We start from the raw sequence: 14,456 nt of genomic DNA, 5'->3' as shown, positions 1-14,456 counted from the left end.
CAAAAATCAATAATTATTGGGCTGTGTATAAGTAAAGACTTATAGTTGGCCGACTAGGCCGGGAGAGAGGATTCAAATAATGCGTAAGTCACTGATGCGCATGACATTGCGTCAATTGCAGATCTTCAATGAAGTGTGCGATTTGCGCTCCTACAGCCGGGCGGCCGAGGAAATGTCCCTGACACAACCCGCCGTGAGCCTGCAGATTCGCCAGCTGGAAGAGCTGATCGGCCAGCCGCTGTTCGATTACGTCGGCAAAAAACTCTACATGACTGAGGCCGCCGAAGCCTTGCAGCGAGCCAGCCGCGATATTTTCGGGCGCCTGGAAAACCTCGATATGCAGCTCTCGGACATGCAGGGCTCGCTGCAAGGCCAGTTGAAACTGGCCATTGAATCCAGCGCCAAGTACTTCGTGCCGCACCTATTTGCCGCCTTCAAGCGCCAACATCCGGAGGTGCAGTTGCAACTGACGGTGGTGAACCGCGCCCAGGTGATTCGCAGGCTTTCCGACAACCGAGATGATCTGGTGATTATGTCCATGGTGCCCCAGGACATGGGCCTGGAGTTCCTGCCATTTCTCAACAACCCCATCGTCGCCGTGGCGCCACTCGATCATCCCTTGAGCCTGCAAGGCCCGCTGCGCCTGCAGGACCTGGAGCCCTACACCCTGCTCATCCGCGAACCGGGCTCCGGCACGCGGCTGGCGTGCGAGGAGTATTTCAAGGAAAAACGTGTGCACTTCACCCAGACGGTGGAAGTGGCCTCGGCCGAGGCGCAGCGCGAATGCGTATGCGCCGGCCTGGGCGTGGCGTTGTTGACACGCCACGCGGTCAACATGGAATTGGCCACCGGCGGGCTCAAGGAGCTGCCGGTGGAAGAGCTGCCGCTGTACCGCAGTTGGTGCCTGGTGCAGGCCAAGGCCAAGCGTCTGTCACCGGTGGCCCATGCGTTCCTGGGCTTTATCCGCAGCGAACGCGTGCAGATCAGCGCGTTGGCTGAGCGCTTCGCTGGGCAGCCGCGGGTGCCTGCCAGTGCAGTTCCGGATAGTCACTGATGCTTTGGAGCAATTGGCGCTGATCGCAGCGGTCTTCGATTGCGCGACGGAACGCCATGCGGCGCTGGTCTTCCTGCTGACGACGGGTTTTGACGCAGCTGTTGCTGTCTTCGTAGGGCCGGGCCATTTGGAGTCTCCCAATGCGATTACGGGAGTTCAGGATGGCCTGGGGGGATGACGCGACGATGACAGCCTGATGAAGATTCTGGGCACGCTGGAGAACCCAGTGTGGGAGGGGGCTTGCTCCCGATTACGGTGTGCCAGTATCGGGTATGTCGACTGATCCACCGCTATCGGGAGCAAGCCCCCTCCCACATTTTGACCGTATCAGTCGTCCAGGGCTTTGACCGATTTTGGCGACAACCGCAGGCTGCGCAAACTGCGCTTCACGCTCTTGAGGTGGTTGACCAGGCTCGGCCCGCGCGCCATGGCCACGCCCATCGCCAGCACGTCGATCACCACCAGATGGGCGATTCGCGAGGTCAGCGGCGTGTAGATCTCAGTGTCTTCGTGCACATCGATCGCCAGGTTGACCGTGGACAGTTCCGCCAGCGGCGTCTGGCTCGGGCACAAGGTGATCAGCGACGCGCCGCTTTCGCGCACCAGGTTGGCGGTGATCAGCAGGTCCTTGGAGCGGCCCGACTGGGAAATGCAGATGGCCACGTCGGTGGGCTTGAGCGTCACCGCCGACATGGCCTGCATATGTGGGTCGCTGTAAGCCGCCGCCGTGAGCAGCAGGCGGAAGAATTTGTGCTGCGCATCCGCCGCCACCGCGCCGGAGGCACCAAACCCATAGAACTCGACGCGCTGGGCCTGGGACATGGCCGTCACAGCCTTTTGCAACTCCACCGGATCGAGCTTCTCGCGCACTTCCATCAGGGTGTGCAAGGTGGTGTCGAAAATTTTCAGGCTGTAATCGGCGACGGAATCGTCTTCGTGAATCGCAAACTGGCCGAAGCTGGCGCCGGCGGCCAGGCTCTGGGCCAGTTTGAGTTTGAGGTCCTGGAAACCGGAGCAGCCGATGGCGCGACAAAAGCGCACGATGGTCGGCTCGCTGATGCCCACGCTGTGAGCCAGGTCGGCCATGGAACTGTGCATCACAGCCGCGGGGTCAAGCAGCACGTGATCGGCAACCTTGAGCTCCGATTTGCGTAACAGGTGGCGCGACTGGGCGATATGTTGCAACAGGTTCAAAGGGCAGGACTCTTGTTATTGGCAGGGCCAGGGGATGTAGCAAGCTTGTAGTTATACTACAAGAATTGCCGTTTTGCCCGTGCGACGCATCACTAAATCGCCCTGCTGCCCTCTGATTCAAAGGGCAGGCGCTTTGTAGCCACAAAGGCGGCCGTGGCACCACTAGGGAAAATCTGCATTTTTACGTAACAAATCCGCCAACCCATCCGCCTGCATCGGCCGGCTGATCAGGTAGCCCTGCACTTCGTCACAGCGCTCCACCCGCAGGAAATCCAACTGCTGCAGATCCTCCACACCTTCAGCCACGACCTTGAGCGCCAAACCGTGGGCCATGGCAATAATCGCCCGGGTGATGGCCGCGTCTTCGCGCCCCTGCCCCAACCCACGAATAAAGGTCTGGTCGATCTTCACGTAGTCCACGGGAATGCGCTTGAGGTAGCTGAGGGACGAATAGCCGGTGCCGAAATCATCGATGGCCAGCTTTACCCCCAGGTCGCGCAATTGCTGGAAGGTCGCGATGATATGTTCGACGCTGTCGAGCAATTGGCTTTCGGTCAGTTCAAGTTCGAGGTACTGCGGGTCCAGGCCGGTTTCTTCCAGCACTTGGCGCACCAGGCTGACCAGCTTGCCCTGGCGCAATTGATGCACCGACAGGTTCACCGACACCCGAATGGGCGCCAAGCCCTGGCGCTGCCATTCACAGGCCTGCCAGCAGGCCTCCCGCAACACGAATTCGCCCAGCGGTACGATCAGGCCGGTTTCTTCGGCCAGGCCGATAAAGTCTGCCGGCGGCACCATGCCCCACTGCGGATGCTCCCACCGGATCAGCGCTTCGGCCGCATTGAGTTTGCCGGTGGCCAGGCACAGTTTCGGCTGGTAGAACACCGCCAACTGACGCTCGTCGATAGCCTTGCGCAGGTGGTTTTCCAGCTGCAGTCGCTCCAGGGTGCTGGCTTGCAAACTGTCGGTGTAGAACTGGAAATTATTGCCGCCAAGGTGCTTGGCGTGTTGCATGGCCATGTTCGATTGGCTGACCAGCGCGGAAATTTCCCGTGCGTTATCCGGCAACAGACTTACGCCCATTGAAGCGCTGACCACCAATTCATGCCCCTCCACGGTGACCGGCACCCGCAGCTTGGCCAGCAGGCGCGTGGCCACCCGCGCCAGACTCGACAGATTGCCATAGGCGTCGAACAGTACGGCGAATTCATCAGCGGACAAGCGCGCAATGGTGTCCGCCTCCGGCAAGGCATTGATCAAGCGGCGGGCCATTTTTTGCAGCAATTGGTCGGCCACTTCATGGCCCAGGCTGTCGTTGAGCAATTTGAAACGATCGAGGTTGATATGCAGCAGCGCCAGGCTGCGCCCGCCCAGCCGGACGCGCTGGTGAGCCTCGCGCAGCCGTTCGCGGAACAGCGAGCGGTTGGCCAGGCCGGTCAATTCGTCGTAGTGGGTGAGGTAGCGCATGCGCTCCTCGGATTCGCGCCGCGCCGACAGATCAGCGAAAAAGCCCACTATATGGCTGACGTTTCCGCGAAAATCGCGCACCACATTCAACTGAAGCCACTGTGGGTACAGCTCGCCGTTCTTGCGTGTTTCCACCAACTCGCCCTGCCACGTGCCATGGCTGAGCAACGCTTGGCGGATCACCGGAAAATGGCGCCGAGCGTCGCGACTGCTGGGCAGTTCCACCACGTTGCGTCCCAGCATGTCGTCGATTTCAAAGCCGGTGACGCGACTGAAGGCCTGGTTGACCGCGATCAGCGCGTAATCCGGGTCAAGTATTACGATGCCTTCACTGGCGGCCTCGAATACCGTCGACGCCAACCGCTGCTGTTCTTCCAGCGCTTTACCCGCGCTGATGTCACGGCGGGTGCCAAGCATGCGGATCACACGCCCGCTCGGCGCGCGCTCCACGGCGCGCCCGCGATCTTCGATCCATACCCAGTGCCCGTCGCCATGGCGCACGCGGTATTCCACCAGGTAATCCTCGGTACGCCCCTTAAGGTGCTCCACCAACGCGCGCTTGAGCAGCGGCAAGTCGTCGGGGTGCAGGCGCGGCTTGAGGTGGCCGAGCATGGCGGTGACGTATTCCGGCTCCAGGCCGAACAGCTCTTTGAGTTGAGTGTGGTGGACTTCGTCGGTTTGCAGGTTCCAGTCCCACAGCCCGAGTTCGCTGGCTTGCAGGGCCATGGCCAGGCGCGCTTCGCTTTTATTCAGGGCCAGGCTGGCGGCGTCCAGCTCTTGGCTGCGTTGCGCAACACGGTCCTGCAAGCCGATTTGTGCATTGCGCAGCTCTTGCTCGACCTGACGGCGCTGCTCGACCTCACGCACCAGGTCCTGATTCAACTGCTCGCTACGCTGTTGCGCCTGTTGCAGGTTTTCAATCAGCGCCTGGTTCTGGAAACGCCGTAACAGTTCACGCTGGATCAGGCGGTTGACCTGCCAGGCCACCAGGTTCAGCGACACCAACAGGATCAGGCCAAGCACGCCCCAGCCTTGTTGCTGCGGGTCGCCATTCCATAACAGGTAGACAATGGACGGCACCAGGCACGGCACGGCAAAGGACAGAAAGGCCGGCAGGCTCACCGCGTAGGCCACACTGGCCGACAACGTCGCCGCGCCGATCAGGCCGAACACCCAGGCTTGCTGCATGAAGCTGTTCACCGGGGCCAGGGCTATCGCGGCGGTGGCCAGGGTCAGCCCGCTGACCGCCGAGCCGAGCATGAACATACGCCGCCAGACCGGCTGGGCCTGGCGGCTGGGCATGGCTGAATCGAAGGCCGCCACCTGAATGACGCGCATCGCCACCAAGGCCAGCAGCCACACCAGCCAGATGCTGTCCAACACGTATTGCTGGGGGGTCCAGAGCAGCCAGGCGCAGACCAGGCCGTTTACCAGCATTAATAAGGTGGGCAGCAGCGAGCCTTGATACAGCAGGCGTGTACGCTCGACCGCCATCTCAGTGGCGTAGTGTTTACGAATAACCTGCGCGGGCGCCATGGAGGGGCCGTGCAGGTCGGTGTTAAGGGTCATAGGCAGTGTTCTTATAATGGTGAGCCCGAACGTCGACGGAGCATACACAAGCAAGTGCCCGGGCCAAACTGCTCCACATCATAAAAACTACCCGGTCACACCGCGCAAAGCTTGGGGCCAGACCGCTTGAGCGAGACCCGGCGCGGGCTGCGTCCCTTGACCGACCGGTCATCACCCGAAGCAGAATGTCGACCGGCACAGAGCGCGCCGGATATTTTGCGCCTACCACCCGGCATTGGGATTTGCCCGACACCCCCCGGCACCCTAGAATGCGCCGATGCGCGATGATCTCTCTCTTTTGCTGAACTCCCTCAACGATGCCCAACGCCAGGCCGTAGCGGCCCCCGTTGGCCGTCAGTTGGTCCTGGCCGGTGCTGGCTCCGGTAAAACCCGAGTGCTGGTGCACCGTATCGCCTGGTTGATCCAGGTCGAGAACGCGTCCCCGCATTCCATCCTGTCGGTAACCTTCACCAACAAGGCCGCCGCCGAGATGCGCCACCGCATCGAGCAGTTGATGGGCATCAGCCCGGCCGGCATGTGGGTGGGCACCTTCCACGGCCTGGCGCACCGCCTGTTGCGGGCGCATTGGCAGGAAGCAGGCCTGGCCCAGACGTTCCAGATCCTTGACAGCGATGACCAGCAACGCCTGGTCAAGCGGGTGATCCGTGAGCTGGGGCTGGATGAACAGCGCTGGCCGGCGCGCCAGGCGCAGTGGTTTATCAACGGCCAGAAGGACGAGGGCCTGCGCCCGCAACATATCCAGGCCAGCGGCGACCTGTTCCTGGCCACCATGCGCAGCATTTATGAAGCCTACGAGGCTGCCTGCGTACGCGCCGGTGTGATCGACTTCTCCGAACTGCTGTTGCGCGCCCTCGACCTGTGGCGCGACAACCCCGGTTTGCTGGCCCATTACCAGAAGCGCTTCCGCCACATTCTGGTGGACGAATTCCAGGACACCAACGCCGTGCAGTACGCCTGGTTGCGCCTGCTGGCCAAGGGCGGCGACAGCCTGATGGTGGTGGGTGACGACGACCAGTCGATTTACGGCTGGCGTGGCGCGAAAATCGAGAACATCTACCAGTACTCCGAAGACTTCCCGGACGCGGTGACCATCCGCCTGGAGCAGAACTACCGTTCAACCGCCGGTATCCTCAAGGCCGCCAACGCCTTGATCGCCAACAACACCGGGCGCCTGGGCAAAGAGCTGTGGACCGACGGCGGCGAAGGCGAAGCGATCAACCTCTACGCCGCGTTCAACGAGCACGACGAGGCGCGCTATGTGGTGGAAACCATTGAAAGCGCGCTGAAGACCGGCCTCGCGCGCAGCGATATCGCCATTTTGTACCGTTCCAACGCCCAATCGCGGGTGTTGGAAGAAGCCTTGCTGCGCGAGCGCATCCCCTACCGCATCTATGGCGGTCAGCGCTTCTTCGAGCGTGCCGAAATCAAGAACGCCATGGCCTACCTGCGCTTGCTGGAAGGCCGCGGCAACGATGCGGCACTGGAGCGGGTCATCAACATCCCCGCGCGCGGCATCGGTGAGAAAACCGTTGAAGCGATCCGCGACCACGCGCGCCATGCCGATGTGTCGATGTGGGAAGCCATGCGCCTGCTGATCGCCAACAAAGGCCTGACCGGCCGTGCCGCCGGGGCGCTGGGTGTGTTTGTCGAGTTGATCGAGAACCTCGCCGCCAAATGTGCGGACATGCCGCTGCACTTGATGACCCAGACGGTGATTGAGCAATCCGGGCTGATTGCCTACCACGAAGCGGAAAAAGGCGAAAAAGGCCAGGCCCGGGTAGAAAACCTTGAGGAACTGGTCAGCGCCGCGCGCGCGTTCGAAAACACCGAGGAAGACGAAGAGCTGACCCCGCTTGCGGCGTTCCTGGGCCACGCGTCGCTGGAAGCCGGTGATACCCAGGCCGATGAGCATGAAGACAGCATCCAGCTGATGACCTTGCACAGCGCCAAGGGCCTGGAGTTTCCGTATGTGTTCTTGGTGGGCATGGAAGAAGGCCTGTTCCCGCACAAGATGAGCCTGGAAGAGCCCGGCCGCCTTGAGGAGGAACGTCGCCTGGCCTACGTTGGCATCACCCGCGCAATGCAGAACCTGGTGATGACCTACGCCGAAACCCGACGCCTTTACGGCAGCGAGACCTACAACAAGGTTTCGCGTTTCGTACGTGAAGTGCCTAAAGGCCTGATCCAGGAAGTGCGCCTCTCCAACAGCGTCAGCCGCCCGTTCGGCGGGGGCCAGCAGCAGCACTCCAGCCACCTGTTCGCCGGTTCCGAGATTCCGCAAACCCCGTTCAGCCTCGGCCAGCAGGTCAAGCATTCGGTGTTTGGCGAGGGCGTGATCCTTAACTTCGAAGGTGCCGGCGCCCAGGCTCGCGTGCAGGTGAACTTCGCCGAAGGCAGCAAGTGGCTGATGATGGGTTACGCCAAACTTGAGGCTGTCTGACCTGTGGTGAGGGTGCACGCTCGCTCGCCATCATGAAACACTGCGTAACATGAAGATTATCGGCCCACCCTTGTTTTAGAGCAGCGTGGGCCAATATCTGTAATTAGTCCTACAGACCCTTCGGATTTGGTCTTACGCAAAAGCCCGAAACATTATGTCGCTAGCCACTGTCATTACACCTGTGCAACATGGCGCGCGTGCAATCCACAAATGGGAATTCCCTTTATGAAACGTTTTCTTAGCATCGCCATGGCGTTGTGCATCGGCCTGACGATGAGCCTTGACGCCAACGCCAAACGCTTCGGTGGCGGCAAAAGCTCGGGCGCGGCACCGACTCACCAGACCAGCCAAATGGCTCCATCCACCGCTGCCGGCGGTGCTGCCGCTACCGCAGGCGCAGCCGGTGCTGCTGGCGCCGCGGCGAAGGCCGGCGGGGCTTCGCGCTGGTTGGGCCCTCTGGCCGGTATCGCAGCCGGTGGCCTGCTCGCGTCCATGTTCATGGGCGGCGGCTTCCAGGGTATGCAAATCTTCGACATCCTGATCATGGCCGTCATTGCCTTCCTGGTCTTCCGCTTTATCGCCGCCCGTCGTCGCAAGCAGCAGGAGCACATGGCTCCAGCCGGCGCGCCGATGCAGCGTGAAGTGTTCGAGCAAAAACCGGCCATGGGTTCGATCTTCGGTGGTTCGTCAGCGCCTGCCGCAGCCCGCCCGGTGATCAACGCACCGGCCTGGTTCAACGAAGAGCGTTTCGTCGAAGCGGCCCGCAGCCACTTCCAGTCCCTGCAGCAGCACTGGGACGCCAACGAAATGGACAAGATCTCCGAGTTCGTGACCCCGCAACTGCTGGAGTTCCTCAAGCGCGAACGCGCCGACCTGGGCGACGGCTTCCAGTCGACCTACATCGACGACCTGCGCGTACAGCTGGAAGGCGTGGATGATCGCGCCGACAAGACTATCGCCACCCTGACCTTCAGCGGCGTGTCGAAGACTTCGCGTTTCGACCAGGGCGAAGTGTTCAGCGAGAGCTGGAATATGGAACGCGCCCAAGGCGACAACCAGCCATGGCTGGTCGCAGGTATCCGCCAGAACGGCTGATGCGTCGCTTGAGCAAGTGCTGACAAAACCCCGGACCTGTTCCGGGGTTTTCTATTTCACGGTTGCACTTATAGCGAGCTACTGTATAAAACGCCCCTATTAACCGCGCCATCTAGCAAGAGGATCCCGGCCGTGGAAGAAATCATCGAACAACTGCGTGAAGCCAACGAACCGGTCCCGGTTCCCCTGGAGCTACCTGACGAAGATCAACTGGTAGAAATCGAAGAACAGCTGTTCATCGATATCCCGTTTGTCTTCCGCGAATTCCTGCTGACCGTCAGTGACGTGGTCTACGGCAGCCTGGAGCCGGTGACCATCACCGACCCGCAATCCCACACCTACCTGCCGGATGTGGCCGCCAATGCCTGGGATGCCGGCGTTGATCGCAGCATGATCCCGATCTGCCAGGACGGCGACGACTACTACTGCGTAGAAGAAGACGGCACCGTGGTGTTGTGGTCCGGCGAGGAAGAACTCGTTACCGAAGAAACCTGGGAATCGGTGTGGCACTGGGCGCGGGACGTCTGGCTGGAAAGCTGATAACGGCCCCCATCCGCTCCCATTAGTGCTCCGGCGTGTCCTTGTGGTTATCCAATGTTTCCAACAAGGCGACCTGCATCCGCGTATGCACGCGGATGAACCAGCGCCAGAGCACGGCCGCTACTGCTGCCGCGACCACCGTAATCAGCATCAGTAACTTGTTGGTCGGCAGAATACTGGCCGACAAGGCCGCCAATAGCAGGAAGATCACCAGCAACGACAAAATGGGGATCAGCTCCGCGATCACTCGGCGCACACGCTGGGTATGCCGCCCGGCCATTTCCGGCTTCACGCTCAACTCCGCCAGTAACATCGACAGAGCCTTGAGCTTGCGGTACGCGGCGATCAAAAACGGCAGCGACAACAGCAATGCCCCACCCCAGATCAATGCCTTCTGCCAGCTTGGATCGCTGATCCAGCCCTGCAGATAGCCGCCGATACGCGCCGCGAAAAAGCTGCCGGTGAAGAAGATCGCAATCACCAGCGCCAAGTTGACCCCCACCTGCAGGATGATCTTGCGGATCATCGACGCCAGCATTGCGCCCTCGCCTTGCGGCTGAATACTGCGCAGCCATTCGCCATACAGGCCGAACACCCGGCTCATTCGCTGGGGCATCACGGCGGCAATCTTCAATGACAACGGGTCGGCACCGCGAATCAGGTACGGTGTGAGCAGCGTCGTAATCGCCGAAACCGCGACCGCCACCGGATATAGAAAATCGCTGGTGACCTGCAAGGTCATCCCCAGCGCGGCGATGATGAAAGAAAATTCGCCAATCTGCGACAGCCCCATGCCTACGCGCAGTGAGGTGCGCCCGTCATTGCCGGCGATAAACGCCCCCAGGCCGCAGGACAGCATCTTGCCCAACACCACGGCCACGGTGATGACCGCGATTGGCCAGGCGTATTGCAGCAGGATCTGCGGGTCGATCATCAAGCCGATCGCCACAAAAAAGATGGCACTGAACATGTCGCGAACCGGCTCGATCAGGCGCTCGATCTTAATCAACTGACGGGACTCGGCCATGATCGCGCCGATCAGGAACGCCCCCAGCACCATGCTGTATTCCAGCTTGACCACCAGCAGGCAAAAACCGAAGCACAGGCCCAGTACAGTGATCAGCAGCATCTCGTTGCTGTCGAACTTGGCCACATAGGCCAGCAAACGTGGCACCAGCAAAATACCGATGACCAGGGCAACGATCATGAACAGCGACAGCTTGCCGACGGTGGAGAACACCTCGCCGGAACTCACCGTACCGCTGACGGCGATGCTCGACAGCAAGGCGATGATGCCGATGCCCAGGATGTCCTCGACGATCAGCACGCCGAAAATCAGTTGGGCGAAGCGCTGGTTTTTCATCTTCAGGTCATTGAGTGCCTTGACGATGATGGTGGTCGAAGAGATTGCCAGGATGGCGCCCAGGAACAGCGAGTCCATGGTGTTCCAGTCGAACCACTGGCCGATCTCGTAACCGATCCAGATCATCAGAATGATTTCCAGGAAGGCTGCGATAAATGCCGTGGCACCCACCTTGAACAACTTGCGCAGGCTGAACTCCAGGCCCAGGCAGAACATCAGGAAGATCACCCCCAACTCGGCCAGGGTCTTGATGGTGTCTTCGTCGTGGATCAGGCCGAACGGCGGGGTATGGGGGCCAATGATGAAGCCCGCGACGATGTAACCCAGCACCACCGGCTGCTTGAGACGGTGAAACAGGACGGTGACCACCCCTGCCACCAGCATGATCACGGCCAAGTCCTGGATAAAGCTGATGGCGTGCATGGCGAGGGCTCCTTGCTGGTACTGGCGCTTTTGCCAAGTCCACCCGCGCATGAACAGTCGCAAAGAGCGGAAGGAAAAGTCTGCCTTGATCGTAAGAAATACCCTGCGATGGGCTTTTGAAGGTTAACACCGCGACTTCTACCGAAAAGCCAGTGCAATATATGGAAACAGATCGGCCCAGGCGTGACGGCAAGCCGCCCACTGGCGTCCCGTAAGGGATGGCGCCGCAAAGATTCCAGCATCCGCAGAGGTGCGCCCCCAACCAATGCCTACAACCCGTGAGTGTGCTATGGAACCCGGAAACGCCCAGCTGTCGATGACGGTATTGATGACCCCTGATATGGCCAACTTCTCAGGCAATGTCCACGGCGGCACCTTGCTCAAGTACCTCGACGAAGTGGCCTACGCCTGCGCGAGCCGTTATGCCGGTCGTTATGTAGTGACGTTGTCGGTGGACCAGGTGATTTTTCGCGAGCCTATCCACGTCGGCGAGCTGGTGACGTTCCTGGCATCGGTCAACTACACCGGCAATACCTCGATGGAAGTGGGTATCAAGGTGGTGACCGAGAACATCCGCGAGCGCTCGGTACGCCATACCAACAGCTGTTTTTTCACCATGGTCGCCGTGGACGACCAGCGCAAACCGGCCGCCGTGCCGCCGCTGCAACCCCAGCACAGCGAAGACAAGCGCCGGTTCGTACAGGCCCAACAGCGTCGGCAGATCCGCCAGGAGCTGGAAAAGCGCTACCAGGAAATCAAGGCAGACGCGCTGTAAGGCTCAATCTGTAAACCGCATCAAAATGTGGGAGGGGGCTTGCTCCCGATTGCTGAGTGTCAGTCACTGCATCTGGTGTCTGACCCATCGCTATCGGGAGCAAGCCGCCTCCCACATTGGTTTCTGTGTACTTACAGGCCGATCGGCGTGGCTTCAAAACGAACGCGCGGATGGGCGATGCGATCCTGGGCCCGCACCAGTTCCAGCTCGTAACTGGCGCAGGCCTGGGTTTCCAGCAGCACTTCGTGCACGGCCGCGGCGGTGAACTCAAAAGCGGCCAGCAGGCTGTCGCCCAGTAACACCCGCGCCAGGAACAGCCCCGAGGTCAGGTCGCCCACCCCCACCGGCTGGCGCGCAAATGCCAGCAGCGGCCGACGCAGGTGCCAACTGCCATCGGCGGTCACCAGCAGCATCTCAAAGCCATCCGGCAGCTTGCCGGGGTAATCCAAGTGCTTGACCAGTACCGCCTTGGGCCCGCGCGCCAGCAGCGCCTTGGCCATGGCCAGGCAATCGAACAGCGACTGCGGCTTGCGCCCGGCAAAGCTGTCCAGTTCCAGCTGGTTGGGGCATAGGAAGTCGGCCATGGCAGCCGCTTCGTCGAGTAGGAAGTCACTGACTTCCTGGGGCACGATGCAGCCTTTTTCCGGATGGCCCATCACCGGGTCACACAGGTACAGGGCCCTGGGGTTGATGGCTTTGATCCGTGCCACACCCGTGAGAATCGCCCGCCCCTGGTCTGCGCTGCCCAGGTAGCCCGATAGCACCGCATCACAGTTACCCAGTTCACCAATGGCGGCAATGCCTTCCACCAGCGCGGGAATTTGCTGCGGTGCCAGCACTTCGCCCGCCCACTGGCCATACTGGGTGTGGTTGGAGAACTGCACCGTGTTCAGCGGCCAGACGTTCACCCCGATCCGCTGCATGGGGAACACGGCGGCGCTGTTTCCGGCATGGCCAAAAACCACATGAGACTGGATCGCAAGCAGATGAGGTGTGCGTTTCATGCAGGATATTCCGTAAAACCATTGAAATTCTGGCCGCGCAGTATGCGACTAAACGCAGCCTGTACGACAGACCGACGACACAGTTAAGCTGCGCTCACTTTGTTGGAGTTTTTCACATGCTGACCCTGGGAAACATCTTCGTGTTGATGCTGCTGGCAACCGGCGCCGCCTGGGTGTGGCATAACCACGGTTTGCGCGAGCGAGCGCTGGCGCGGGTCAAGCAACATTGCAGCAAGCTCGATATCGAGTTGCTCGACGGCGCGGTGGCGCTCAAGCGCATTGGCTTTGTGAAGGACGCCAACGGTCGGCGGCGCCTGGCGCGCGTCTATAACTTTGAGTTCACCGTCACGGGCGAGTCCCGTCACAGTGGCACTATCACTCAATTCGGCGCCCACAGCGCGCAGATCGAGCTGGCGCCCTACCCGTTCGAAGCCAAGGAAGCGCTGCCCAGCGCCGAAGTGATCGAGCTGAGCCAGTGGCGTCAGGATCACGCCACCAAGAACCGTCAGTAACGGCAGGCGACCAGCGCGGCCTGCAACGCCACCACATCCTGTGGCGCATTGAAGATCAGTTCGATACGTGAATCGCGACGCCACTCGCTGGGCTGCCAGGCGAGCGAGCGGTTATCCACAGCGTTGGCGCAGAGCCACACGCCACGGCTGTGGATAACCAGCTTGGCGCGGCACCACGCAAGGGTCTTGAGCCACGACGTTATACGCTGCGGATCGAATGACTGGCTTGGGTGCCAGCGCCAGCCAATACTCCAGCCTCCTTCCTGAGCCTGGCTCAAACAAATCGGCAACGCGGGATCGCTCCACACGGCCGGCATCTGCGCCAGACCGATGGGCACGTCAAGGTTATCCACAGCGGCGCCCGCTTTCACATCCAGGCCTGGGAGCCGGGCCAACGGCAGCTGCGCCTGGCGGGTCCAGTAATGTGGGCGATCGGGTAACTGCCGTTCGATCGCCTGGCGCTGCGCGGCATCCAGCGCTTCATCCTTGTTCAATACCAGCAACCCGGCGCTTTCCAGCGCCTGCTGCTGTGCCGGCGGCAAGGGTTTGCCCGCCGCCAGCGCTTGGGCATCCAACACCAGCACACACGGCTGAATCGCTAGCACTTTCTGCCAAGGCGCTTGGCGTAATTGCTTGAGCAATTGCGCGGGATGGCCCAGGCCCGACGGTTCGATAAACAGCCGATCCGGCTTGACCTTACGCAACAGGCGGCCCAGACCTACCTGGAACGGTGCACCATTCACACAGCACAGGCAGCCACCCGCGACTTCACCCATGGCGATGCCGTCGTCGTCCTGCGTCAGCAGTGCGGCGTCCAGGCCAATTTGGCCGAACTCGTTGATCAGCACCGCCCAGCGCTCGTTGGCCGGGCGCTGGGCCAGCAAGTGCTTGATCAGGCTGGTCTTGCCGGCGCCCAAGGGCCCGGCAATCACATGGGTGGGAATATTCTGCAGCATCAGGGACATCATTCAGATCGTGTAGAGCGTTTGATCCTACGCG

The 14,456-nt window shown here is 61.0% G+C and carries 12 protein-coding genes; 6 read left to right on the top strand and 6 right to left on the bottom strand.

The window, feature by feature from the left end:
* Positions 1–79 precede the first annotated feature (79 nt).
* Positions 80–1,054, top strand: coding sequence for a LysR family transcriptional regulator (locus AB4O23_RS04395; RefSeq protein WP_017528623.1), 975 nt, complete (start codon positions 80–82; stop codon positions 1,052–1,054).
* Here AB4O23_RS04395 and AB4O23_RS04390 read toward each other — a convergent pair.
* The 3 genes from AB4O23_RS04390 to AB4O23_RS04380 form a co-directional block, all read right to left on the bottom strand.
* Complete coding sequence (locus AB4O23_RS04390) at positions 984–1,181, bottom strand: PA3496 family putative envelope integrity protein (RefSeq protein ID WP_080598153.1); 198 nt, start codon at positions 1,179–1,181, stop codon at positions 984–986. The two genes, AB4O23_RS04395 and AB4O23_RS04390, sit on opposite strands and share 71 nt — an antisense overlap.
* A gap of 200 nt (positions 1,182–1,381) precedes the next feature.
* Complete coding sequence (gene hexR, locus AB4O23_RS04385; RefSeq protein ID WP_003177007.1) at positions 1,382–2,248, bottom strand: transcriptional regulator HexR; 867 nt, start codon at positions 2,246–2,248, stop codon at positions 1,382–1,384.
* 162 nt (positions 2,249–2,410) lie between these two features.
* Complete coding sequence (locus tag AB4O23_RS04380) at positions 2,411–5,284, bottom strand: EAL domain-containing protein (protein WP_017528625.1); 2,874 nt, start codon at positions 5,282–5,284, stop codon at positions 2,411–2,413.
* Between the two features lie 277 nt (positions 5,285–5,561).
* Here AB4O23_RS04380 and uvrD point away from each other — a divergent pair, with 277 nt between their 5' ends.
* From uvrD to AB4O23_RS04365, 3 genes are all read left to right on the top strand, one after another.
* Positions 5,562–7,745 (top strand): DNA helicase II, encoded by a 2,184-nt coding sequence (gene uvrD, locus AB4O23_RS04375; RefSeq protein WP_017528626.1) that lies wholly within the window; start codon positions 5,562–5,564, stop codon positions 7,743–7,745.
* 225 nt (positions 7,746–7,970) lie between these two features.
* Positions 7,971–8,840, top strand: a complete 870-nt coding sequence (locus tag AB4O23_RS04370) for a Tim44 domain-containing protein (protein ID WP_017528627.1) — start codon at positions 7,971–7,973, stop codon at positions 8,838–8,840.
* A 132-nt stretch (positions 8,841–8,972) separates the two neighbouring features.
* On the top strand, positions 8,973–9,380 hold the full coding sequence (locus tag AB4O23_RS04365; protein WP_017528628.1) for an SMI1/KNR4 family protein: 408 nt from the start codon (positions 8,973–8,975) through the stop codon (positions 9,378–9,380).
* 22 nt (positions 9,381–9,402) lie between these two features.
* Here the strand turns inward: AB4O23_RS04365 and AB4O23_RS04360 are convergent, their stop codons facing one another.
* Positions 9,403–11,166, bottom strand: coding sequence for a cation:proton antiporter (locus AB4O23_RS04360; protein WP_017528629.1), 1,764 nt, complete (start codon positions 11,164–11,166; stop codon positions 9,403–9,405).
* A gap of 289 nt (positions 11,167–11,455) precedes the next feature.
* Here AB4O23_RS04360 and AB4O23_RS04355 point away from each other — a divergent pair, with 289 nt between their 5' ends.
* Complete coding sequence (locus tag AB4O23_RS04355; protein ID WP_017528630.1) at positions 11,456–11,941, top strand: acyl-CoA thioesterase; 486 nt, start codon at positions 11,456–11,458, stop codon at positions 11,939–11,941.
* Positions 11,942–12,072: 131 nt separating this feature from the next.
* On the opposite strand, the gene pdxY is transcribed toward AB4O23_RS04355, so the two are convergent.
* On the bottom strand, positions 12,073–12,945 hold the full coding sequence (pdxY, locus tag AB4O23_RS04350; protein WP_065879229.1) for a pyridoxal kinase PdxY: 873 nt from the start codon (positions 12,943–12,945) through the stop codon (positions 12,073–12,075).
* 116 nt (positions 12,946–13,061) lie between these two features.
* Between pdxY and AB4O23_RS04345 the strand changes: the two genes are divergently transcribed.
* Positions 13,062–13,457, top strand: coding sequence for a DUF3301 domain-containing protein (locus tag AB4O23_RS04345; RefSeq protein WP_017528632.1), 396 nt, complete (start codon positions 13,062–13,064; stop codon positions 13,455–13,457).
* Here the strand turns inward: AB4O23_RS04345 and AB4O23_RS04340 are convergent.
* Positions 13,451–14,413 (bottom strand): CobW family GTP-binding protein, encoded by a 963-nt coding sequence (locus AB4O23_RS04340; RefSeq protein WP_460070308.1) that lies wholly within the window; start codon positions 14,411–14,413, stop codon positions 13,451–13,453. The genes AB4O23_RS04345 and AB4O23_RS04340 overlap by 7 nt on opposite strands.
* Positions 14,414–14,456: the final 43 nt, after the last annotated feature.

Source organism: Pseudomonas sp. H2_A10 (assembly GCF_054680085.1).
The sequence above is the reverse complement of the archived record's forward strand: the minus strand, read 5'-3'. Positions and strand labels throughout refer to the sequence as shown.

Excerpts from the sequence above, each read along its gene's own strand:
- AB4O23_RS04395 (WP_017528623.1), top strand. The coding sequence starts at position 80 with ATGCGTAAGTCACTGATGCGCATGACATTGCGTCAATTGCAGATCTTC.
- AB4O23_RS04390 (WP_080598153.1), bottom strand. The coding sequence starts at position 1,181 with ATGGCCCGGCCCTACGAAGACAGCAACAGCTGCGTCAAAACCCGTCGT.
- AB4O23_RS04380 (WP_017528625.1), bottom strand. The coding sequence starts at position 5,284 with ATGACCCTTAACACCGACCTGCACGGCCCCTCCATGGCGCCCGCGCAG.
- uvrD (WP_017528626.1), top strand. The coding sequence starts at position 5,562 with ATGCGCGATGATCTCTCTCTTTTGCTGAACTCCCTCAACGATGCCCAA.
- AB4O23_RS04370 (WP_017528627.1), top strand. The coding sequence starts at position 7,971 with ATGAAACGTTTTCTTAGCATCGCCATGGCGTTGTGCATCGGCCTGACG.
- AB4O23_RS04360 (WP_017528629.1), bottom strand. The coding sequence starts at position 11,166 with ATGCACGCCATCAGCTTTATCCAGGACTTGGCCGTGATCATGCTGGTG.
- AB4O23_RS04355 (WP_017528630.1), top strand. The coding sequence starts at position 11,456 with ATGGAACCCGGAAACGCCCAGCTGTCGATGACGGTATTGATGACCCCT.
- pdxY (WP_065879229.1), bottom strand. The coding sequence starts at position 12,945 with ATGAAACGCACACCTCATCTGCTTGCGATCCAGTCTCATGTGGTTTTT.
- AB4O23_RS04345 (WP_017528632.1), top strand. The coding sequence starts at position 13,062 with ATGCTGACCCTGGGAAACATCTTCGTGTTGATGCTGCTGGCAACCGGC.
- AB4O23_RS04340 (WP_460070308.1), bottom strand. The coding sequence starts at position 14,413 with ATGCTGCAGAATATTCCCACCCATGTGATTGCCGGGCCCTTGGGCGCC.